The organism is Propionicicella superfundia DSM 22317 (assembly GCF_000423465.1).
Classification (GTDB): Bacteria; Actinomycetota; Actinomycetes; order Propionibacteriales; family Propionibacteriaceae; genus Propionicicella; species Propionicicella superfundia.
Window position 1 is genome coordinate 427671 of record NZ_KE384020.1, and the last position, 22292, is coordinate 449962.

The following is a 22292-nucleotide window of genomic DNA, read 5'->3' on the forward strand; positions in this document are numbered from 1 at the left end:
GCGAGACCACGGGTGCGGCTGGGCGGAGGTCCGGGTTTTCCATGCTCTCGGTGGCGTTCCCCGGGCCGCCTGATCCGGTGTCCCGTCCGTGGCTGGTCGGCCCTCGACGCTCGATCACTGCCCTCCGGGCCACATGTCCGGTTCGGTGATCGGCCCGGCGACGGGGCATGCGTGTCGCCGGCGTCGGCGCGGCCACGGGTGACCGGGCGATGGCGTCCCTGGGATTTGCCGCGGGCCGGTCCTAGAGTGCAGTTAAGCGGTGCGGGCGCGGCAGAGACGCTGCGCCACGGCCGTGTAGCCCCGACACTTGTTCGAAGGAGAACAATGAACGCTGTCCGCAGCGACGGTCCACTGGTCATTGCCGTCGACACCTCCACCACAGCGACCAAGGCGATCGTCGTCGATCCCAGCGGCGCCGTGCTCGCGCTGGGCACGAGCGAGATCCCCCTGTACACCCCGGCCATGAACTTCTACGAGCACGACCCTCGCGACTGGTGGCGAACCACCAACGAGGCGGTGGGCTCCGCGGTCGCGGAGCTCACGCCGCAGGAGAAGGAACGCGTCTCCGCGATGTGCGTGACGCCGCAGCGGCAGTCCTTCGGGCTGTTCTCGGCCGACGGGACGCCGATCCGGCGGGGGCCGCTGTGGCTCGATGGCAGAGCGGTGGAGCAGGTGCAGCGATACGGTTCGGAGGACGTCCACCGGCTGTCGGGGATGCTGCCCGACGTCACACCGTCCCTCTACAAGATGGCGTGGCTGAAGGAGCACGAGCCCGAGAATCTCACGGCGGCGGACAAGGTCGTCGGCGTGCACGGCTACGTGGTGTTCTGCCTCACCGGCCGCTGGCTGGACTCGACGGCGACCGCCGACAGCCTCGGTCTGTTCGACATGGCCAGGATGGAGTTCTCCGACACACTGCTGGACATCGCCGGCGTGACCATCGACCAGATGGCCGGACTCGTCGGCCCGGGGGAGATCATCGCCGACATCCGCCCGGAGATCGCGGCCGGGTGGGGGCTGCCAGGCACCATTCCGCTGGTCGCCGGCTGCGGCGACGGGCAGGCCGCCGGCCTCGGTGCGGCAGCGGTCGGGCCGGACGAGGCCTATCTCAACATGGGGACGGCGATCGTGGCCGGTGTGCACTCCCCGACCTACCGGCACGGCATGGTGTATCGCACGGATGCGGCGGGCCTGCCCGGCCACTATGTCTTGGAGGTCGTCCAGAACTCCGGCGCCTACCTCGCCGGGTGGTTCCGCGAGAACCTCGGCGACCCGGCGCTCGGCGGACGTCCCGATCCCGCTCTCGAGAAGGCGGCCGAGGAGGCGGGGATCGGCGCGGGTGGTCTGGTCACGCTGCCGTACTGGAATGCCGTCCAGAGTCCCTTCTGGGACCCGGTCGCCCGCGGCGGGATCGTGGGATTCGGCGGCGGGCACGGGCGCGGGCACGTGTACCGGTCGATCCTGGAGGGCCTCTGCCTGGAGACGGCACGTAACGTCCGCGGTATGGAGGCCGACACCGGAACACCCATCACGACCGTTCGGGTGATGGGCGGGGGCCAGCGGTCCCCGCTGTGGCGCCAGATGATGACCGATGCGATCGGTGCACCGCTGACAGGGTGCGAGGAGGAGGAGATCTCGGCCCTCGGCGCTGCGGTCATGGCCATGTCCGTGACCGGAGCCCACGGGACGATCCCGGACATCGCGACGAGCGCCCGGGCGATGGCGCGCTTCGGAGACGTCTCCGAGCCCGACATGGCCGCACACGAGCGGTATGCCGAGATCGGCGAGATCCAGGGCGAGCTGTACGCGCGGCTGCGAGACCTGTTCCCCCGACTGGCAGCCTTCTCCGAGACGAACGGGTCCTGATCGGTCACGACGCGGCCGGTCCCGCCCGGAGACGCGCGCGGCCCCGGGTCACCCCGGGGCCGCGTCGTTGCAGAAGCTCTGTGGAGTCAACTGATCCTGTCGGTCTCGTCATGGATGCTGAGCGCCACCTGGCGCAGCTTGTTCTGGTGGGCACGGCCGTGGTGGGCGCAGAAGAGAAGCTCGCCACCGCTCGTCAGGGTCACCCGCAGATATGCCTGCGCGCCACACCGATCACAGCGATCGGATGCGGTGAGTGCGGATCCTTCGATGTATGTCGCGCTCATCACGTCTTCCTTCCCCTCGTCCCGGTTCATCCGGCTGGTACAACGCCGATGCTTCGGGGTTTGTTCCACTTGCAGCGTAACGCGGCGCCGAAGCGGTCCATCGACGGTCGACACACTTTAACGTCCCCGTCACATTGGGCATCGCCCGGTAACCTGCGGGAGTGAACTCTCCCGCGGCTCCCGAAGGCATGGACTACCAGGCTCGGCACCTGCTCGTGCTCGAGGGACTGGAGGCCGTGCGGAAGCGGCCCGCGATGTACATCGGGTCGACGGACACACGCGGGCTGATGCACTGCCTGTGGGAGATCATCGACAACGCCGTGGACGAAGCGCTCGCCGGTTTCGGACGCCGGATCGAGGTCACGCTCCATGACGACGGCAGCGCGTCGGTCGCCGACCATGCCCGCGGCATCCCGGTCGACACCGAGCCGCGCACCGGCCTCACCGGCGTCGAGGTCGTGTTCACGAAACTCCATGCCGGCGGGAAGTTCGGGACCGGTACCTACAACGCGGCCGGCGGGCTGCACGGCGTGGGCGCCTCCGTCGTCAACGCCTTGTCCACCCGGCTCGACGTGGAGGTGGACCGGAACGGCACGACGTGGGCGATGAGCTTCCGCCGCGGTGTGCCAGGCGTGTTCGACGGGCCCGGTCCCGATGCGTCCTTCACACCGAAGGGCGGCCTGCGCAAGGTCGGCAAGGTCGGCAAGACGGTGACCGGCACCCGGGTCCGCTACTGGCCGGACCGGCAGATCTTCTTCAAGGACTCGCGGTTCTCGCTCACGTCCCTGAGCGCTCGCGCCCGCCAGACGAGTTTTCTCGTTCCCGGTCTGGAGATCGTCGTCGACGACGCACGCACCCCTGACGGTGAACAGCACTCCTTCCTGCATGCCGGCGGCATCTCGGAGTTCTGCGACTACCTGTCCCGGGGCGACGAGATCACCGATGTCCTCCGGTTGCAGGGCAGCGACGAGTTCACCGAGACCGTTCCCATGCTGGACGACTCGGGAGCCATGACGCCGACCGACGTCCAGCGGAGGCTGGACGTCGATATCGCTGTGACGTGGACCAACGACTACGAGACCAGGGTGCAGTCGTTCGTGAACATCATCGCGACGCCGAAGGGCGGCACGCACCTGGCGGGCTTCGAACGGGGCATGCTGCGAGCCTTCTCGCGCTCCCTGGACGGCACCCGGCTGCTCAAGACGGGGGAGGAGGTGACCCGCGACGACGTCGCGGAGGGCCTGACCGCCGTCGTCACCGTCCGGCTCGCCGAGCCGCAGTTCGAGGGGCAGACCAAGGAGGTGCTGGGAACACCCCCGGTGACGCGGCTCGTCGCGAAGATCGTGGAGAACCAGCTCACCGACTTCCTGACCACCTCGAAGCCGTCACAGCGACCCAAGGCGCGTGCGGTGATGGAGAAAGTCGTCGGAGCGGCACGGACGCGTATCGCGGCCCGGGTGCACAAGGAGGCGCAGCGACGCAAGAACGCGCTGGAATCCTCCTCGCTGCCGGCCAAGCTGTCGGACTGCCGCAGCACCGACATCGAGCGCACCGAGTTGTTCATCGTCGAGGGCGACTCGGCCATGGGAACGGCGAAGCTGGCCCGCGACTCCGAGTTCCAGGCGTTGCTGCCCATCCGCGGCAAGATCCTCAACGTGCAGAAGGCGTCGGTCACCGACATGCTCAAGAACCTCGAATGCGCCGCGATCATCCAGGTCGTCGGCGCCGGCTCGGGGCGGACCTTCGATCTCGACGCGGCGCGCTACGGGAAGATCATCTTCATGGCCGACGCGGACTCCGACGGGGCGCACATCCGGTGCCTGCTGGCCACGCTGTTCTTCAAGTACATGCGGCCCATGGTCGAGGCCGGACGGGTGTTCACGGCTGTCCCGCCACTGCATCGGTTCGAGCTCGTCAATCCGAAGAAGGGCATGGACAAGTACCTCTACACGTACTCCGACGCGGAGTATCACCGGAAGGTCGCCGAACTCGCGAAGAAGGGCCAGGCGTACAAGGAGCCGCAGCGCTACAAGGGGCTGGGCGAGATGGACGCGAGCCAGCTCGCCGAGACGACGATGGACCCGAGGCGGCGCACGCTGCGACGCATCACGGTCGACGAGCTCGCCGACGCCGAGGAGGTGTTCGAGCGCCTGATGGGCAACGACGTCGCGCCGCGGAAGGAGTTCATCATCGACGGCGCGTATCAGCTCGACGCGGAGCGCATCGACGCCTGAGCCGGAGCACGCCGTCTCACCGTGGCGCCATCCCTTGCCTCGTTGGGCTCTCCATGCCGTATCGTCCCCACTCATGAGCGCATCGGGGTGGAATCAGCAGGGCTCCGTCCCCCCTCCCGGGGGGCAGTGGGGCACGACGCAGCAGGGTGCCGACGCCGGAAGCCGGCCCGTGCCGGCGCAGGCACCCGGTTCCTGGGGACAGGCCGCCGCCACCGGGCAGTGGGGTGCGGCGCAGGCTCCTGTCGGCGCTGCGCTTCGGCTGAATCTCAAGCCGGCGCTGTGGTCGGGGTTCATGACCAGCCCGGGCGTCTCCATCAACGGCACCCCGGTCGTCGCGCAGTGGGGCGACAACGTCTACCCGGTCGCGCCGGGCCGGTACCGGCTCGAGGCCAAGGTGAACTACATCTTCCCGATGGGCCAGGTCTTCTTCGACGTCGACGTGCCGCAGGGGTCGGCCACACAGGTCTACTACGCGGGCCCGGCCGGTGTGTTCTTCTCCGGCGCGATCGGCCTCACCCCGCAACGGTCGTCCGGCCAATGGCTGACCTGGGTGTCCCTGGGCATCGCCGGAGCCATCCTGCTCCTCATGTTCGTCGGGATCATCCTCAGCGCGATCCTCTCCTGACCCGGCTCTGAGCCGGGCCGCCGACCGCCACCCGGCTCACTGCACGACGCGCGAGCCCAACGCAGAGATCGGCTGGTCGGCCGGCTGCCCGGATCCGTCCCGCCGGCCCGTGGCCGGCGGAAGATCGAGGGGTGCCCCGCTGGACGCCGCCGCGACGGCCGGGGCCGCTCCGGCCCAGGCGGTCAGCAGGACGTCCTCGCCCTTGAGGAATCGGTGGCAGCGGACGCCGCCGGTGGCACGTCCCTTCGCGGGGTACTCCGTGAGCGGCGTCACCTTCACCGATCCGGTCGCGGTGCCGGGAAGCGCATTCGACGACCCGGCCACGGTCGCGACGACAGCCTGCCCGGACCCGACGGAACCGAACCACACGACGTTCGCGCCCGTCGCGAGCCGGACGCCCGCCATGCCGCCGGCCGGACGCCCCTGGGGCCGCACCGCCGTCGCGGGGAAACGAAGCAGGTGCGCATCGGACGTGATGAAGACGAGGTCGACGGCGTCGGAGGCGAGCTCGACCGCGCCGACGACCTCGTCGTCCGCGTCGAGCCGGATCACGTCCCAGGAATCCTTGCCGAGCACCTCGGGGTGGACGCGCTTGACGACGCCGTTGCGGGTGCCCAGGGCGAGACCCGCGCCGTCGGCGGGCAGCGCGGACAGGGTCAGCGGGCGTTCACCCGGGTCGAGACCCACGAGGTCGTCGACGAGCGAGCCGCCCTGCAGGTGAGGCGCCGTGGCGGTGAGCGGCACCGTGGGCAGGTCGATCACCTGCGCCTTGATCACCCGGCCGCGGTTCGTGACGATGCCGAACTCGCCGCGCGCGGTCGTCCGTACGGCGCTGACGAGCAGATCGTGCTGGGCACGCGGGCCGCCGCGTGGCAACTCGGCGGCCGCGTCGGTGCGGGCCAGCAGCCCGGTCGCCGAGAGCAGCACCCAGCACGGGTCGTCGGCCACCTCGAGGGGGGCCGATGCCGTCACCTGTGCTCCGGCGGAGGCGAGCAGGACGGTGCGGCGAGGGGTGCCGAACTGCTTCGTCACGTCGTCGAGCTCGGCGGCCACGGTGCGGTGCAGTCGTGACTCGTCGGAAAGGATCTCCTGCAGGTCGGCGATGGTCTCGCGGAGCGTGTCGCGCTCGGCCTCCAGCTCGATCCGGGAGTACTTGGTGAGGCGGCGCAACTGCATGTCGAGGATGTAGTCGGCTTGGACCTGTGTGAGCTCGAAGGCCTCCATGAGCCGGGCCCGCGCGCTCGCCGTGTCGTCGCTGGAGCGGATGATGGCGATGACGTCGTCGATGTCGACGATCGCGAGCAGCAGTCCCTCGACCAGGTGGAGCCGGTCGGTCGCCTTGCCGAGGCGGAAGGACGTGCGGCGGCGGATGACCTCGATGCGGTGGCCGAGGTACACCCGGAGCAGTTCGGGCAGGGACAGGGTCCGTGGCTGGCCGTCGACGAGCGCCACCATGTTCATCGCGAAGCCGTCCTCCAGCTTCGTGAGGCGGTACAGGTCCTCGAGCAGGACGTCGGGGTTGATCCCGTTCTTGACCTCGATGACGAGACGGGTCCCCCGGGTGAGGTCGGTGAGGTCCTTGATGTCGGCGATGCCGCTGAGCCGCTTCGCCTGGACGAGCTTCTTGACCTGGTCGATGATCTTCTCGGGACCGACGCCGTACGGCAGTTCGGTGACGACGATGCCGCGTCGTCGCGGGGACACCTGCTCGACGCGGGCCGTGGCCCGCATGCGGAACGTTCCCCGCCCGGTCGCGTACGCGTCGCGGATGCCGTCCAGTCCGATGATCCGGCCGCCGGTGGGCAGGTCGGGGCCCGGGACGTACCGCATCAGGGTCTCCAGGTCGGCGCCGGGGTGTTTCAGGAGGTGCTTGAGCGCGGACACGACCTCGACGAGGTTGTGCGGAGGGATGTTCGTCGCCATGCCGACGGCGATCCCGGTGCTGCCGTTGACGAGGAGGTTCGGGAACGCGGCGGGCAGGACCGTCGGCTCGCTGAACTTGCCGTCGTAGTTGAGCCGGAAGTCGACCGTGTCCTCGGCCAGGCCCGCCGTCATCGCACCGGCGGCCGCCGTCATCCGGCATTCGGTGTAGCGCATGGCGGCCGGACCGGCGTCGGGGGAGCCGAAGTTGCCGTGACCGTCGACCAGGGGCAGCCGCTGGGCCCACGGCTGCGCCATCCGCACGAGGGCGTCGTAGATCGCGCTGTCGCCGTGCGGGTGATAGAGCCCCATCACCTGTCCGACGACCCGGGCGCACTTCACGTGGGGCCGGTCGGAGCGGACGCCCATCTCGTCCATCCCGTAGAGAATCCGGCGCTGCACGGGTTTCAGCCCGTCGCGGGCGTCGGGCAGGGCCCGGGAGTAGATGACCGAGTAGGCGTACTCCAGGAAGCTCGCTTCCATCTCGTGGGTGACGTCAACGTCGACGATGTGCTCCAGGTCGTCGTCCATCGTCTTGTGGGCCATGCAGTTACTTCCTCACGTGGCCCCGAGGGGCCGCTCAGTCGGGCCGCGGAAAGTAGCGGTCCAATCCACGGATGAGACCGTACCCGGTCGGAGCCGCGATCATCGGTAGCTCGGGCGCGGCGTCGGCATCTCCCTCGTCGATGGAGCTGAACGACCCATGGGTCAGGAACTGCTGGCCCGGCGTGAGCTGCCGGATCGCGACCGCGAGCACGGCGCACTGGCAGCGTTCCGCGAACGCGGCGTAGATGGCGGGATCATGCTGACCGTCGTCCCCGACGAGGATCCAGCGGATCTGCGGGAACTCGGCGGCGAGCAGATCGAGGGACTCCTGCTTGTGCTCCAGCCCGGAGCGGAACCAGCCGGTGTTCGTCGGCCCCCAGTCGGTGAGGAGCATCGCCCCGTCGGGGTACCCGTGCCGCCGCAGGAAGCGGCGGAGGAACGGATGGGTGTTCCATGCGCCGGTCGAGACGTAGAAGACGGGTGCGCCCGGAAACCGCTGCTGCAGATGCTCGTAGAGCTGTGCCATACCCGGGACGGCCTCGCGCGCGGCCTCGGTGATGATGAACGAGTTCCAGGCCGCGATGAACGGCCGGGGCAGCGAGGTGGAGATGACGGTGTCGTCGATGTCGCTGACGATGCCGACGGTGATGTCGTTGCCGATGATCTGGACGGGCAGCTCGGTCCGTTTCGACCCGGCGGTCCACACGAGGGCGGAGTGCCAGCCCGGCGGCAGACCATGGTCGCTCACGCGCACGTCGACATATCCGCCTCGTGCGGTCGTCGTCTCGACGACGCGCTCGCCGAGGCGGATCGTCACCGCGGTGCGGGAGACGGGCGTGGTGAAGAAGTTCCGCCAGCCGCGGCGCTTGAGCATGCGGCCGATGTCCTTGCCGATCGCCGTCCGCGACCAGCGCGGGGCGAGGACGATGCGCGCGAGAATGCGGGCGCCGCCCTCGCTGCCGTAGCCGGTGTAGGGGATGACCTTCTCGCGCCACCGCAGGACATTGCGCAAGAACCGTTCGACCTGCGCGTCGATCGCATCCTCGATGCGCGCAGCCAGGAACGGTTTGGCACTCATGGTGGACAACTTACAAGGGCCGGGCCCGGGGTGCGTGCCGGGGGAATTCGTTGGACGTCCCCGGAGGTGACAGACTGGCCGGGTGATTCCTGCGGCCTCCTCCGGAAGTGCGCTGCGCGAGGACATCGACGCGTGCGGCTACTTCCCTGACCTCGTCGCCGATATCGTGGCGGCGGCCCTCGGCGACGAGGCCATCGTCGCCCATCTCGTCCATCACGAGGCGACGTTCGACCGCGATCAGGTGCACCGGCATCTCACCGTGCTGGTCCTGACCGAGACGCGCTTCCTCGTGACCCACACCGATGAGGCCGAGCAGAACACATCCGGGCGGATCGAGGCGGCCACCACGAGCGAGGTCGTTCCCCTGACGCAACTCGGAACGGTGAGCATCGCGACCGTCGTCCAGGATCCCGAGAACCACGCCCTCGGCCGGTCGTCGCTGGGGGAGGTGTGGCTGACCGTGAACTGGGGGACGCTGCGCCAGATCGACCTGAAGCCGGCCGGTTGCGACAACCCCGACTGCGAGGCCGATCACGGGTACACGGGGACCGCGGCCGGCGAGGATCTGGTGATCCGGATGTCCGCCGCAGCCGACGGAACGGAGAACCTGGGCCGGATGGTCCGGTTCGCGACGCTGCTCCAGCATCGCGCCGGGCGGCGATGACGGTCCTCACCGGCGGTGGTGCGCCCGTCCTCCCCGCCTATGGTTCGGGGACGCTGTCCGACCTGCTGCCCAGCGTTCGCCACCACCTGATCGGACGGAGCGGGGATCGGCTCGGGGTGCCGGCCGCCCAGCGTTACGTCGTGCTCCTCGTCGACGGTCTCGGGGACGTCCTGCTGAGCGCCAACGAGACCTCCGCCCCTTTCCTGGCGGCTCACCGGACGCGGCGGCTCACCAGCGGCGTCCCGAGCACGACCGTCACCTCGGTCACCAGCCTCGGCACCGGTCTCGTGCCGGGTCAGCACGGCATGGTCGGGTACTCGTTCCGCGAACCCGGGGGCCGGATCCTCAACGCCCTCATGTGGGACGTCGACGTGAACCCGTTCGACCTGCAGCCGCAGGCCACCGAGCTCGAGCGGCTCGCCTCGGCCGGCGTGACGGTCGCGAATGTGTCGCCGTCCCGGTTCGACCGCAGCGGACTCACCAACGTGGCGCTGCGCGGCGGATCGTTCCTCGGCGTTCCCGACGAATCCGACGAGGACCTTCGGATCGCCCTCGCCGTGCAGGCTGCGACGGCCGGGGCCCGCACGCTCGTGTACTGCTACGAACGCCATCTCGACCACACCGGGCACGGGCTCGGCTGCGCCTCGGCGGAGTGGCGCGAGCAGCTTCTCCGCATCGACGGCTTCGCCGAGCGGCTGCGGGACGCGCTGCCCGACGACGTCGTGCTCCTGGTCACGGGGGATCACGGCATGGTCGATGTTCCGCGTGGGCGGTTCCTGACCGTCGAGGACGAGCCGGACCTGATGCGCGATGTCGCCCTGTTCGGCGGCGAGGGGCGGCTGCGACAGCTCTATGTTCGAGACGGCGCCGCGGCCGCCGTCCGGGATCGGTGGGCCGAGAGGCTCGGCGTCGAGGCGTGGGTCCGCACGCGGGACGAGGCGCGGCAGGAGGGCTGGTTCGGCGAGGTGGGGGAGCGCAACGCCCCGCGCATCGGCGACGTCCTCGTGGCGATGGCCGGCGACGGCGCTGTCATGACCCGGACGCTCAGCCATGAGTACGGGCTGGTCGGGATGCACGGCTCCCTCACCGAAGCCGAGATGACCGTTCCGCTGATCGCGGTCTGACGGGGCTGCCGGTGGCGCAGGAGGGCCGTGTGGGGTTGAATCGGGCCGTGCCCGAGCTCATCTTCTTCACCGGACCCATGGAATGCGGCAAGTCGACCCTGGCCCTGCAGGTCGACTACACGCAGACCCAGGCCGGCAGGGCGGGGCGGGTGTTCACGTGTCGGGACCGTAGCGGCGAGGCGCGGATCGCCTCGCGCATCGGACTGTCGCGGCCGGCGATCGAGGTGTCGGTCGCGTTCGACTTCTGGGCCTACGTCCTCGACCAGCTCGTCACCGGGCACCGCGTCGACTACCTCGTGTGCGACGAGGCGCAGTTCTTCACGGCCGATCAGATCGACCAGCTCGCCCGGATCGTGGACGAACTGCGCCTCGACGTGTTCTGCTTCGGCATCCTCACCGACTTCCGGACGCGGTTGTTCCCGGGATCGGCGCGGCTGGTCGAGCTGTGCGACCGGATGGAACTCCTTCAGGTGAAGCCGCTGTGCTGGTGCGGCCGCCCGGCGACGCACAACGCCCGGACGATCGGCGGTGAGATGGTGACGGACGGCGAGCAGGTCGAGGTGGGGGACACCTCCGGCGAGGGGCCGGTGCGTTACGAGGTGCTGTGCCGGCGCCACCACCGCTCGCGCGTGACCGCGGCGCGAGCGCAGGCGGGCCCGACACCCGATCCGCTCCCACTGGAGGTCGAGGAGGACGCCATGGCCTACGGAGGCGACGGCGGCACGCCCATGGATGCCGACGACGGTGATCTCGGCCTCTCCGAGGACCGCGACGACGACGACCCGGGTGTCGTCTGACGCGCGGCCGGAGCTTCGCGTCCGGTCTCAGACGTCCTGCAGCAGGGCGAGCACGGCGAGCACGCGGCGATGGTCGGACGGCGACTCGGTCAGTCCCAGCTTGACGAAGATCGAGCTGACATGCTTCTCGACGGCACCGGTCCCGACGGTCAGCCGCTCCGCGATGCTCGCGTTGCTGCGACCTTCGGCTATGAGGTCGAGCACCTCGCGCTCGCGCGGCGTGAGGGTGGCCAGCGGGTGTCGCGCGGCGGCGAGGAGTCGGCCGGCCACCAGCGGGTCGAGGACGGTGCCGCCGGCTGTGACGCGCCGCACCGACTCGGTGAACTCGGCGAGCGACGACACCCTGTCCTTCAACAGGTAGCCGACGCCCCCGCGGGCGTCGGCGAGCAGTTCGCGGGCATAGACGGTCTCGACGTACTGACTCAGGACGAGCACCGCCACCCCGGGCGTCTGGCGCCGCAGCTCCAGCGCGCCCCGGATGCCCTCGTCGCGAAACGTGGGCGGGAGCCGGACGTCGAGGATCACGATGTCGGGCTTCGCCGCTCGGACGCGGTCGACGAGCCCGCGGGCGTCCTCGAACGCGCCCACGGTGAGATACCCGGCCTCGTCGAACAGCCGCACCAGCCCTTCCCGCAGCAGCACGGAGTCCTCGACGAGAAGCACGCGCAGCGGCGCGTCGTGGGTGGCCGGGTCGATGCTGTTCACCCGGTCAGCCTAATGAGACGGGCGCGCCGCTCATCCGGAGAAGGGGGTTCCCGGCGACGCGTCGGCGGAGGCGGGAACGACCGCGTCGATCCGGGTGGGGCCACCGGGCGGGCTCTCGACGGTCAACGACCCGCGCAGGCCGCGCAGGCGCTCCTGCAGCCCGGACAGGCCGTGCCCGGGAAGGAATGCCGCTCCGCCCCGGCCGTCGTCGGCGATGCCGATCCGAAGCCGCGGCGCGGCACCACCGGTGACCTCGGCCGTCACCTCCGCCCGGGACGCTCCGGCATGCTTCGCCGTATTGGTGAGCACCTCGGCCACGATGAAGTAGACCGCTCGCGCGACATCGGGTGCGACGACCTCGTCGATGGCCGGATCGAGCCGGACGGCGACGGGCAGCGGGCTGTCGTCGGCCAGTGCCGCGAGCGCTGCGGTCAGGCCGCGGTCGGCCAGCAGGGGCGGCGCGACCCCCCGGGAGAGGGCACGCAGTTCCTCGACGGCGGCGCCGGCCTGGACCCGTGCCTCCCGCGCGAGCGCTGCCGCTGCCGCGGTGTCGCCGGCGTCGGCTCTGCGCTCGGCGGCGGCCAGATCGAGCTGGAGACGGACGAGTCGCTGCTGCGGGCCGTCGTGCAGATCGCGTTCGAGACGGCGCATCGCGGCGTCCTCGGCATGCACGGCGGCGGCCCGCGCGGCGGCCTCGTCGCGCGCGAGAGCCGCGAGTTCGTCGCTCGGCCAGCGTCCCAGCATGGCTCCGGCGACGGCGTGGTGCGCCCGCCCGAGTCCGCCGACGACCACGGGCAGGGTGATCGCGAAGAACGCCCCTCCCACCAGGTACAGCACGGTCTCGACCCCGCGTGAGCTCCACCCGGCGAGCAACGGCCAGTGTTCGGCGATCCACCGCGGCCAGTCGGCGTCCGGATCCTTGTCGGGCAGGAATCCCTGCCAGACCCAGAAGGTGAGTCCGCCGAGGGTGACGGACCACCAGATGACCGTGAGAGAGAAGCTGACGATGCTCAGGATCGGGCCGACGAGCATCTGGTGGATCAGGTAGACCCAGCGACGGCCGGAGCGCAGCGGAGCGAGCAGGCGCGTCACCCAGTGCGTGCCGGACGCCGTGGACGGCCATTCGGGGGCGGGGATGTCCGGCAGGCCGGTCCAGCGCAGCATGTGGCGCTCGGCGGTTCCGAAGCCCTGTGCGGTGAGCAGCGCGATGCTGACCAGGGGGAGTCCGACGACGAGCACCAGCGTGCCGGCGCCGGTGGCGAGCAGAGTCACGAGAATCGTGAGCGCGACCATGGCGAACGGGAACAGCGCGAGCAGGTATCCGGTCGTCCCGAGGACCCGGCGTCCCCCGAGCAGGCTCCGCTTCCTCGGTTCCGGCGTCGCACCCTCACTCAGATCCGCCACGGCATCCTCCTCGACTGTGGGACGGGTTCGCGACCGGACGGCATCCCGACCACGTCACCACGCTACGAAAGGGGGCGTCGCCGAAACCACCGGGCCCGCCCCCGGATCGACCCGGGGGCTGTCCCCACCTCCGGGATTCGGCGGTGGTTCAGGCTTCTGCGACGCGTCGGGTTCCGCGGGCGAGATGGCGGTCGCTCATGGGCCCACAGATCGCGGGGCCGACCCGTGCCACGGCTCAGCGCTGGTCGTCGGGCTGGGTCGGTGAGCCGAACATGATCTCGTCCCAGCTCGGCACGGATGCACGTCGGCGCGACCGGCGTGCCGACGTCTTCGGCTGCGGACGCGCGGCCGACGTCGTGTCGTCGAGGGTCGGCTGTTCGGGCTCTGCCGGGACCGGACGCGGTCGACGGCGCCGCCGCGCGGGTGCCGGCTCGTCCGGCGGGGCATCGGCCACAGGCGACTCTCCGGACGCGAGAACGACGTCTCCCGCCTCCTGCGCCACGGGCGCGCCCGTGGCGCCCGCCTCGGCACGGGGGCTGTCCTCGGCCGGTGTCGCACCTGTCTCGACCTCGACGGAGGGCTCGGCGCGGGAGGGCTCGGCATCAGCCTCCGGCGTGCGGGGGAGCTCAGCGGCGTCCGGCTCCGTCCCGGGCGCGGCGTCGGGCTCCGTCGCCTCGGTGTGGTCGGCATCGGCGACGTCGTCGTCGACGACGACAGGCTGCGTGAGGCCGCGGTAGATCTGGACCGAGTCCTCGTTGAAGGTCGCGAGCATGTCGTACAGGACGTCCATGTCGGTCTTCGGCGGCACGATGTCGTAGACGCCGTCGACCTCGGCGAGGTCACCGGGGGTGTAGGCGTCGCCGGTCTCGCTCGGATCGTCGTACGGGTCGCGCTCGACGTTGACCGCCCGCACGAGGGCGAGTTCGTCGTCGAGGTCGAGCGTCGGCTCGGAGTCGGGGTCGTCTCCGCGTGGCTTCTCGCCGGGCCGGCTTCGTGCCGACATGTCGTCGGCGATGAGCCAGCGGGCGTCCTTGTTCGTCGCGACACTGAACCGACCGTCGAGATCGAAGGCGAAGGTCGCGTGATGCTCGGTGGACCCGGCCCGGTAGTCGGCCTGGATGTGCCACCGGCGCCCGTCGAGCTTCCACGAGTCCCAGATCACGTCGCCGCGCTCGATGCCGCGCGCGGACAACTGCTCGGTGACGGCGTCGATGAGCGTCCGCGTACTGGTGGCTTCGCCTTGGCGGCGCACGTGTGCCTCCTGCGCGAGGCCCGCGATGTAGGCGCGCTCGGCCAGAACCGGGCCCGCGAACGGGGCGATGCGCTCGATCGGCACGCCGGCGACCTCCGCGACCTCCTCCAGGGATTCACCCGCCCGCACGCGTGCCTGGATCTCACGCGGGCGAAGTGCGCTTTCCATATCGTTCTCCAGTCACCCTCGGCGGGGCGGTCGTGCGGATGCAGGCGCGAGACGGCGTTACTGCAGGTAACCTATCCGGGCGAGAGCTCGGCTTCGAACAGGCTACCCGGCGGGGGCTTGATCTGAGGTGCAGACTGGGCCTGCCGCAGGTCTGCCCGTGAAGCGGGTATGCGTTTTCCCGCAACCCGCGGCCGGAGGGTCGCCGATATGGTATGCATTCCCTCGGACTGAGGCGGGGAATGATCCCTGGCCGGTAGGTGTTACGGTGCGGTCCCCGCAACATGGGGACTTCGACATTGGAGGATTGGTTTCAGGCATGGCGACCGACTACGACGCTCCCCGCAAGACCGACGAGGAGAGCGAAGACAGCATCGAGGAGCTCAAGTCCCGGCGCAACGACAAGAACTCGGGCAAGGTCGACGAGGACGAGGTCGAGGCGGCCGAGAGCTTCGAGCTGCCGGGCGCCGATCTGTCGCACGAGGAGCTCACGGTGCGCGTCCTGCCGCGGCAGGCCGACGAGTTCACCTGCGCGGGCTGCTTCCTGCTGAAGCACCGGAGCCAACTGGCTGCGACGCGCAACGGCTCGATGTTCTGCGTGGACTGCGCCTGACGCCCGTGCCGCGCTCACGGCCGGCGGGCGTTGCGCTGCGCCGCGGTGCATCGCGCCCCGGAGCGGCCCAGTGGGGTCCGGACGGCCGCCGGTGACCTCAGACCGGGTCGGAGAGCGCGCGCAGGCGGCGCTGCGTGAACCGGGCCGTCAGGAGTTGAGCGGCGCCGAGACCGATGCCGCTGGCGAGTGCCCACAGCAGGGCCTGCCGCAGCGGCGTGTCGGGGTCGTGGGGATCGGGCGTCGCGTCATCGCCCGTGGCGGCTTTCCATGCCACCGTGAGAGCCCGCTGGGCTACCAGGGTCACAGCGGCGCTGATCACGCCGGTGTACACCTTCACCAGGACCGTCTTCGTCATGCTCATGTGGCCAACCCTTCGTCGCCGACATCCTATGTCGGCACCGGGAAGAGGCGGGCAGTCGGTACGGTGGTGCGGTGAGCTACGTCGAGCGCCTGAGGGTCCCCGTGGGGTACTGGCTGATCGCCGTCGCTTTCGGGCTCACCTTCATCATCGCGATCGGGGGGTACTTCCCGCCGCTGTGGTTCGCGCTCGTCGCCGTGCTCGGAACGGCGCTCATCGTCGGGACTCTCGTGGTGTACGGAGGGGTCGTCGTGCGCGTGGACGACGCCGGCATCCGGGTGGGGCGGAGCCTGCTCGAGTGGGAGTACGTCGCCGGCGCGGTCGCGCTCGACGCAGAGGGACTGCGCCACCGTCTCGGGCCCGGGGCCGATGCCCGGGCCAACCTGTGGGTTCGACCGTATCTGCGCCACGGCGTGGAGATCGCGCTCGACGATCCCGCCGACCCGCATCCGTACTGGCTCGTGGGCAGCAGGCATCCCGAGCGCCTGGCCGCGGCCATCACCGCCCACCTGCCCGCCGCCGGCGGCTGATCCCGGCGTGAATCGGTACGGTTCCGGGGGTAACGTCGTTATCGCACCACAGACCTGCGAGGAGAGACCGTGATCTTTGGCCGCAAGCGCCGCGCCGCCCGCGAGAGCGAGGAGTCCGCCGACGCATCGCCCGATTCGCCGGTCGACGAGTCCGACGACGTCGAGCACGACGACCTCGGTGAGGACGGTCTCGACGAGGAGGGCACCGTCGACGACGAGGACTCCGACGACGAGGACTCCGACGACGAAGACTCCGAGGACGACGAGGACGACGAGGAGGACGAGGACTCCGACGACGAGGACTCCGCGGACCAGGACTCCGACGAGGGTGCGGTTTCCGACGTCCTGCGCGAGGACGGACCCTTCGACCTGGAGGAAGTCGACCTCGATGCCGACGACGTGGCCCGTATCGACTTCGGAGCGCTCGTGGTGACGCCGATCGAAGGCATGGAGCTGCAACTCCAGGTCGAGGAGAAGAGCCAGACGATCCAGTCCGCACTCGTGGTGCACGAAGGGGCTGCGATCGAGGTCGCGCTGTTCGCGTCGCCGGTTCGCGGCGGTCTCGCGAAGGAGGTGCTGGACGAACTCGTCGCGCTCACCGAGGCGTCGGGTGGCACCGCCTCCGTGGAGGAGGGGCCGTTCGGTCCGCAACTGTTCCGGGAGGTCGAGGTCACGACGCCCGAAGGCCAGCGCGGAGTACACCGCTCCCGCATCTGGCTCGTCGAGGGACCGCGGTGGATGCTGCGCGCCGTTCTCATGGGGGCGGCGCTGGACGACGGGACGTCCGGGCGAGAGCTCATGGAGGACTTCTTCCGCAATCTCGTCGTGAAGCGCGGAACCGAACCGCGCGCCCCCGGAGACCTCATCCCCCTCACGATCCCGAAGAACCTGGCCGCTCAGTAGGAGGTCCGATGTCGAAGGGTTCACTGGCGCGTGCCTGGCGGCGCCTCACGGCGTCGCAGGACGACGTGTACAACAGGGAGCTTCAGACGACGGCGCAGAAGTCGGGAGCCAACAGCATCGGATCCTGTGCCGACCGCCAGCTCGTCCGGCTGCGCGGGACCATCACGTCGGTCACCCTCGCCCCGCGCAAGGGTGCCCCGTGGCTGCAGGTCGTGATGGAGGACGGCTCCGGCACGGTGACACTGGTGTGGATGGGCCGTCACGCGATCCCCGGCGTGGCCGCGGGCACCGAGATCGTGGTCGAGGGACGCATCTCGTGTGTCGACGGCGAGCGCCGCGTGTACAACCCCAAATACGAGCTCGTCGCCCCCTGACGGGCCGATCTACAGCGAGGTCTCCTCGTCCGGCTCGCGGGCGGGGACACGGACCGTGTTGGGCGCGAGGTAGTTCGCCAGCTCGACCTCGTTGGAGGGGTCGACGATGAACAGCAGTTCGTCGCTGTACTCGAGCGCGGCGTCACGATCCGGAGGCCTGGCCGCCCCGTCGCGGATGATGGCGACGAGCACGGCTTCGCCCGGCAGGCTGAGTTCGCCGATGCGCCGTCCTTCCATCGGCGAACCGGCCGGCAGCGTCATCTCGACCAGGTTGGACTTCCCGCCCCGGAACGAGAACAGGCGCACGAGGTCGCCGACCGTCACGGCCTCCTCGACCAGGGCGCACATGAGGCGCGGTGTCGACACGGCCACGTCCACACCCCACAGCTCGTCGAACATCCACTCGTTCGACGGGTGATTCACGCGGGCGACTGTTCGGGGCACACCGAACTCCGTCTTGGCCAGCAGGGAGTGCACCAGGTTCACCTTGTCGTCGCCCGTGGCGGCGATGGCGACGTCCACCGTCTCGAGGTCGGCCTCCTCCAGTGAGCTCATCTCGCACGCATCGGCCAGCAGCCACTCGGCCTCGGGGACGCTGTCGGGCTTGATCGCGCCGGGGGAACGGTCGATGAGCAGGATCTCGTGCCCGTTGGCGATGAGTTCGCGGGCGATCGACCGGCCCACGTTGCCGGCTCCTGCAATCGTGACACGCATGGCTCTCCGTTCAGTGCTTCATGGGAGGCTGACCGAGGACCGCCTCGACATCGCTCTGCCGATCGTTCTCGACGGCGGCGAACACGAGGTCTCCGTCCTGGAACACCGTCTTGGCCTCGGGGATCATCCCGATCCCGAAACGGGTCAGGAACGGGATGGGCGTGTGCGCGACGGCGGAGAGATGCTCGATCGTCCGGCCCACCCAGCCCGGATTCACATACACCTGCACGAGCCGGACCGAACCGCTGGGGTCACGCCACTGCGGCACGGCACCGCCGGGCAGCAGCCGGCGCATCACCTGGTCGGCGGCCCAGCGCACCGTCGCGACCGACGGAATGCCGAGCCGCTCGTACACCTCGGCGCGGCCGGAATCGTAGATGCGGGCGACGACGTTCTCGACGCCGAAGGTCTCGCGGACGACACGGGCGGCAAGGATGTTGGAGTTGTCACCGCTCGACACGGCCGCAAAGCCGTCTGCCGACTTGATGCCGGCCCGAATCAGCACTCCCCGGTCGAAGCCGACGCCCTTGACCGTGAGCCCCTTGAAGTCGGCACCCAGCCTGCGGAAGGAGTCGGAGTCGATGTCGATGATCGCGATCGTGTGGCCACGCTTCTCCAAGCCGCGTGCCAACGTCGCGCCCACACGCCCGCAGCCCATTATGACGATGTGCACCATGCCCCTTCCGGCCCGTGACGAATGCAAAGTACCAAATCGGGATGGGCACCGTCATCGCCACGGCACGAACGGATCGGGCACTGTCCACCGTCCGCACTGCAGGCGCCGGAAGACTATTGTTCCTCCGTGAGTATCGGCGATGCCGTGAAGCGGGTCCTGGTGGGCCGGAAGCTGGCGAGCAGCCAACTGGGGGACACGCTGCTGCCCAAGCGCATCGCGCTACCCGTTTTCGCGTCCGACGCGTTGAGTTCCGTCGCCTATGCACCCGATGAGATCCTGCTCACGCTGTCGTTGGCGGGCATGGCCGGTTTCGCCTTCTCGTGGGAGATCGGCCTGGCCGTCGGCTTCGTGATGTTCATCGTCGTGCTCAGCTACCGGCAGGTCGTCCACGCCTACCCCTCGGGCGGCGGCGATTTCGAGGTGGCCACAGTGAACCTGGGGCCGAATGCGGGTCTGACCGTCGCGTCCGCCCTCCTCGTCGACTACGTCCTGACCGTCGCCGTGTCGGTGTCCTCGGGCGTGCAGAACGTGGAGGCCCTGATCCCGCAGATCGCGGGGCACGAGGGATGGGTCGCCGCCGGATGCATCGTTCTTCTCACCGCGCTCAACCTGCGCGGTGCCCGCGAGTCGGGAACCCTCTTCGCCATCCCGACGTACTGCTTCATGGTCGGCGTCCTCGGCATGATCGGATGGGGCCTGTTCCAGATCCTCGTGCTGGACATCCCGTTGCGGGCGTCCACCGCCGGGTACGAGGTCGTGGGCGACCCGTTCTACCTGCAGATGAACGCCTTTGCGATGGTCGCGCTGCTGGCGCGGGCGTTCTCGTCCGGCTGCGCCGCGCTGACCGGTGTCGAGGCCATCGCCAACGGCGTTCCGGCGTTCCGGCGGCCGAAGTCCAAGAACGCGGCCGCGACGCTCGCCCTCCTCGGAACGATCGCGATCTCGATGATGCTCGGCATCATCGCGCTGGCGAACCTCACGGGGCTCAAGCTCATCGACCCGCACGGCGGCAGCCACTTCGAGGTGGACGGGCAGCGGGTCGACGCGGATCTGACGGCCATCGGCCAACTCGCCGACATGATCTTCCGCGACTTCCCGCCGGGCTTCTACTTCGTGATCACGGCGACGTTCGTGATCCTGTTCCTCGCGGCCAACACCGCGTTCAACGGCTTCCCCGTGCTGGCCAGCATCCTGGCGCGATCGGAGTACCTGCCGCGGGCGCTGTACACGCGCGGGGACCGGCTCGCCTACAGCAACGGCATCATCGCGCTGGCGACCCCGGCGATCATTCTCGTCCTCGTGTTCAACGCGTCGGTGACCGCTCTCATCCAGTTGTACGTCGTCGGCGTCTTCGTGTCGTTCACGGTCAGCCAGCTCGGCATGGTCCGTCACTGGACGCGACATCTGCGGGTCGAGACCGACGCCAGGGCGCGCGCCCGCATGCAGCGCAGCCGGATCATCAACGCGGTGGGCCTGTCCTGCACCGGGACCGTCCTGGTGATCGTGCTCGTCTCCAAGTTCGTGTACGGCGCGTACATCGCCGTCATCGCGATGGTGGCCGTCTTCGCCGTCATGAAGTCGATCCACCGGCACTACGCGAAGGTGATCGCCGAGACGGCCCCGTCGCCCGACGACGTGCGGACACTGCCCAGCCGGGTGCGTGCGGTCGTCCTCGTGTTCGACGTGTCCAAGCCCAGCATGCGCGCCCTCAACTTCGCGAAGGCGATCCGGCCCAGTTCGCTGGCGTGCATCACCGTCGCCGCCGAGGAGCAGGAGACGAGAGCGGTGTTGGAGGCGTGGGAGCGGGAGGACCTCGACGTGCCGCTCACCGTGCTGGCGTCGCCCTATCGCGAGGTCACCCGTCCCGTGCTGGAGTATGTGAACTCGCTGCGATCGGCCAATCCGCGGGACGTTGTGTGCGTGTTCATCCCCGAACTCGTCGTCGGCCACTGGTGGGAGCAGTTGCTGCACAACCAGAGTGCCCTGATCCTGCGGGCCCGGTTGTTCTTCATGCCGGGCGTGATGGTGACGAGCGTCCCCTACCGGCTGGCGTCGTCCCAGGCCGCGCTCGACCGCGCCAAACGCGGCGACGCCCAGGTGGCGGCGTGGCGGCGATCCGGATCGGGGCTCGTCCGTGCCCCGTCGATCGAAGGCGAACCGCCCGAGTCGAAGCATGCCGATGCCGGCCGTCGGTGACGTGGTGGGGCCGCTGGACGTCGGCCCTGTCGCCCACGGCGGCCACTTCGTCGCCCATCACGACGGTCGGGTGCTGTTCGTCCGTCACGCATTGCCCGGTGAGCGGGTCACCGTGCGCCTCACCCAGGTCAACGCGTCCGTGCTCCGCGGCGACGCCATCGAGATCCAGCATGCGGCCGACGACCGCGTCGAGCCGCCGTGCACGGCCTTCGGGCCCGGGGGATGCGGCGGCTGCGACTTCCAGCACATCGCCGTCGCGCGGCAGCGGGAACTGAAGGCGGACGTCCTGCGGGACCAGTTGCGGCGACTCGCCCGGCTGGAGTGGGACGGCGAGGTGGAGGCCGTTCCGGGCGACGACGGGGGACTGGGGTGGCGGACCCGTGCACGCTACCTCGTGAGCGCCGGCCGACTGGGAATGCGGGCACACAGATCGCATCGCTTCGTCGCGCTCCCCGCGGAGGGCTGCCTGCTCGCCGTGCCGGCGTTGCGACGGCCCGCGTTGGCGGACGGACGGCTCGAGCGGGTGCGCGAATCCCGCGGGCGAGGCGGTCGCGGCCAGACGCGGGAGCGGGAGCTCGTCGTGATGGCCGGGCCCGACGGTCGCCCGCTCGCACGGGGTGCGGCGACGACGCTGCGGGTGGGGGAGCGGCCCTTCCGGCTCACGGGCGAGAGCTTCTGGCAGGTCCATCCGGGTGCCGCCGCGGCGCTCGCGGAGGCCGTCGTCACCGGACTGGCGCCTGCACCGGGTGAGACCGCCCTGGATCTGTATTGCGGCGCCGGGCTGTTCGTCGGCGTCCTGGCCGAGCGGGGCGTTGCGGTGGCCGGAGTCGAAGGCAACAGCGCCGCCGTGGCGCTGGCGCGGCGGAATGTCCCGGAGGCGTCCTTCGCCGTCGGCGACGTCGCGCGGGCGCTCGTCGAGGCCCACGCCACCGACCTCGTCGTGCTCGACCCGCCGCGCGTCGGCGCAGGCCGTGCCGTGATGGCGGCGATCCTGGCACGCGCTCCGCGCGCCGTCGCCTATGTCGCATGCGACCCGGCTGCGCTGGCCCGCGACCTGGCGGATCTGCCGCCCGAGTACGCCGTGACGTCGATCCGCGCCTTCGACCTGTTCCCCATGACACAGCACGTCGAAACGGTCGCGATCCTGTCACGCCGCTGACCGCATGCGCCGATCGATCGGCTTTCCGGACAGGCCCGGTGTGCAGGTCTAGGATCCGACTGAACGCTGTGACGCGGCCCAGATTCGCGCCCTCCGGCCCTGGGC

21 protein-coding genes are annotated in these 22292 nt (G+C 70.0%); 12 read left to right on the forward strand and 9 right to left on the reverse strand.

The features are described from left to right. Window positions 1-324 precede the first annotated feature (324 nt). Window positions 325-1866, forward strand: coding sequence for a xylulokinase (locus tag G555_RS0107080; RefSeq protein WP_028708344.1), 1542 nt, complete (start codon window positions 325-327; stop codon window positions 1864-1866). Window positions 1867-1952: 86 nt separating this feature from the next. On the opposite strand, the gene G555_RS0107085 is transcribed toward G555_RS0107080, so the two are convergent. Further along, the gene (locus tag G555_RS0107085; RefSeq protein WP_028708345.1) at window positions 1953-2150 is read right to left on the reverse strand and encodes a DUF7455 domain-containing protein; all 198 of its coding nucleotides are present in this window, start codon (window positions 2148-2150) and stop codon (window positions 1953-1955) included. A 188-nt stretch (window positions 2151-2338) separates the two neighbouring features. Here G555_RS0107085 and G555_RS0107090 point away from each other — a divergent pair, with 188 nt between their 5' ends. Then, the gene (locus G555_RS0107090; RefSeq protein ID WP_084634868.1) at window positions 2339-4384 is read left to right on the forward strand and encodes a DNA gyrase/topoisomerase IV subunit B; all 2046 of its coding nucleotides are present in this window, start codon (window positions 2339-2341) and stop codon (window positions 4382-4384) included. A gap of 73 nt (window positions 4385-4457) precedes the next feature. Then, on the forward strand, window positions 4458-5009 hold the full coding sequence (locus G555_RS18510) for a hypothetical protein (protein WP_156887463.1): 552 nt from the start codon (window positions 4458-4460) through the stop codon (window positions 5007-5009). Window positions 5010-5045: 36 nt separating this feature from the next. Here the strand turns inward: G555_RS18510 and G555_RS0107100 are convergent, their stop codons facing one another. Beyond that, the gene (locus G555_RS0107100) at window positions 5046-7475 is read right to left on the reverse strand and encodes a DNA gyrase/topoisomerase IV subunit A (protein ID WP_028708347.1); all 2430 of its coding nucleotides are present in this window, start codon (window positions 7473-7475) and stop codon (window positions 5046-5048) included. Window positions 7476-7509: 34 nt separating this feature from the next. Then, window positions 7510-8553 carry an App1 family protein phosphatidate phosphatase gene (locus tag G555_RS0107105; RefSeq protein ID WP_028708348.1) on the reverse strand — a complete coding sequence of 348 codons (1044 nt, stop codon included), beginning with the start codon at window positions 8551-8553 and terminating at the stop codon, window positions 7510-7512. Window positions 8554-8635: 82 nt separating this feature from the next. Here G555_RS0107105 and G555_RS0107110 point away from each other — a divergent pair, with 82 nt between their 5' ends. The 3 genes from G555_RS0107110 to G555_RS18515 are packed head-to-tail and all read left to right on the forward strand — an operon-like array spanning window position 8636 to window position 11138. Then, entirely contained in the window at window positions 8636-9217 is a 582-nt protein-coding gene (locus G555_RS0107110; protein WP_028708349.1) for a DUF5998 family protein, read from the forward strand. After that, window positions 9214-10341, forward strand: a complete 1128-nt coding sequence (locus tag G555_RS0107115) for an alkaline phosphatase family protein (protein ID WP_028708350.1) — start codon at window positions 9214-9216, stop codon at window positions 10339-10341. Before G555_RS0107110 ends, G555_RS0107115 begins: the two co-directional genes overlap by 4 nt. A 47-nt stretch (window positions 10342-10388) precedes the next feature. Continuing rightward, complete coding sequence (locus G555_RS18515; RefSeq protein WP_084635109.1) at window positions 10389-11138, forward strand: thymidine kinase; 750 nt, start codon at window positions 10389-10391, stop codon at window positions 11136-11138. 27 nt (window positions 11139-11165) lie between these two features. Here the strand turns inward: G555_RS18515 and G555_RS0107125 are convergent, their stop codons facing one another. From G555_RS0107125 to sepH, 3 genes are all read right to left on the reverse strand, one after another. Further along, window positions 11166-11843, reverse strand: a complete 678-nt coding sequence (locus G555_RS0107125; protein WP_425413830.1) for a response regulator — start codon at window positions 11841-11843, stop codon at window positions 11166-11168. Window positions 11844-11873: 30 nt separating this feature from the next. Continuing rightward, on the reverse strand, window positions 11874-13247 hold the full coding sequence (locus G555_RS18520) for a sensor histidine kinase (RefSeq protein ID WP_211223192.1): 1374 nt from the start codon (window positions 13245-13247) through the stop codon (window positions 11874-11876). Window positions 13248-13482: 235 nt separating this feature from the next. Further along, window positions 13483-14667 carry a septation protein SepH gene (gene sepH / locus G555_RS21165; RefSeq protein ID WP_051208534.1) on the reverse strand — a complete coding sequence of 395 codons (1185 nt, stop codon included), beginning with the start codon at window positions 14665-14667 and terminating at the stop codon, window positions 13483-13485. A gap of 316 nt (window positions 14668-14983) precedes the next feature. On the opposite strand from sepH, the gene G555_RS0107140 reads away from it, so the two are divergent. Beyond that, window positions 14984-15277, forward strand: a complete 294-nt coding sequence (locus G555_RS0107140) for a DUF4193 domain-containing protein (protein ID WP_028708352.1) — start codon at window positions 14984-14986, stop codon at window positions 15275-15277. 97 nt (window positions 15278-15374) lie between these two features. Here the strand turns inward: G555_RS0107140 and G555_RS0107145 are convergent, their stop codons facing one another. Then, on the reverse strand, window positions 15375-15638 hold the full coding sequence (locus G555_RS0107145; RefSeq protein WP_028708353.1) for a DUF4235 domain-containing protein: 264 nt from the start codon (window positions 15636-15638) through the stop codon (window positions 15375-15377). A gap of 71 nt (window positions 15639-15709) precedes the next feature. Between G555_RS0107145 and G555_RS0107150 the strand changes: the two genes are divergently transcribed. The 3 genes from G555_RS0107150 to G555_RS0107160 all read left to right on the forward strand — a co-directional run bounded on the left by G555_RS0107150 (window position 15710) and on the right by G555_RS0107160 (window position 17442). Then, entirely contained in the window at window positions 15710-16165 is a 456-nt protein-coding gene (locus G555_RS0107150; protein ID WP_028708354.1) for a DUF3093 domain-containing protein, read from the forward strand. 69 nt (window positions 16166-16234) lie between these two features. Continuing rightward, window positions 16235-17068: a DUF3710 domain-containing protein gene (locus G555_RS18530; RefSeq protein ID WP_051208535.1), complete on the forward strand. Its 834-nt coding sequence runs from the start codon at window positions 16235-16237 to the stop codon at window positions 17066-17068. 8 nt (window positions 17069-17076) lie between these two features. After that, window positions 17077-17442 (forward strand): OB-fold nucleic acid binding domain-containing protein, encoded by a 366-nt coding sequence (locus G555_RS0107160; RefSeq protein WP_028708355.1) that lies wholly within the window; start codon window positions 17077-17079, stop codon window positions 17440-17442. Window positions 17443-17451: 9 nt separating this feature from the next. Here G555_RS0107160 and G555_RS18535 read toward each other — a convergent pair whose 3' ends face one another. Continuing rightward, the gene (locus tag G555_RS18535; protein ID WP_051208536.1) at window positions 17452-18156 is read right to left on the reverse strand and encodes a potassium channel family protein; all 705 of its coding nucleotides are present in this window, start codon (window positions 18154-18156) and stop codon (window positions 17452-17454) included. A 10-nt stretch (window positions 18157-18166) separates the two neighbouring features. After that, entirely contained in the window at window positions 18167-18832 is a 666-nt protein-coding gene (locus tag G555_RS0107170) for a potassium channel family protein (protein ID WP_084634872.1), read from the reverse strand. Window positions 18833-18958: 126 nt separating this feature from the next. On the opposite strand from G555_RS0107170, the gene G555_RS18540 reads away from it, so the two are divergent. After that, window positions 18959-21028, forward strand: a complete 2070-nt coding sequence (locus G555_RS18540; protein ID WP_051208537.1) for an APC family permease — start codon at window positions 18959-18961, stop codon at window positions 21026-21028. Beyond that, on the forward strand, window positions 21006-22187 hold the full coding sequence (locus G555_RS0107180) for a class I SAM-dependent RNA methyltransferase (RefSeq protein ID WP_051208538.1): 1182 nt from the start codon (window positions 21006-21008) through the stop codon (window positions 22185-22187). The genes G555_RS18540 and G555_RS0107180 overlap by 23 nt, the downstream gene beginning before the upstream one ends. Window positions 22188-22292 lie beyond the last annotated feature (105 nt).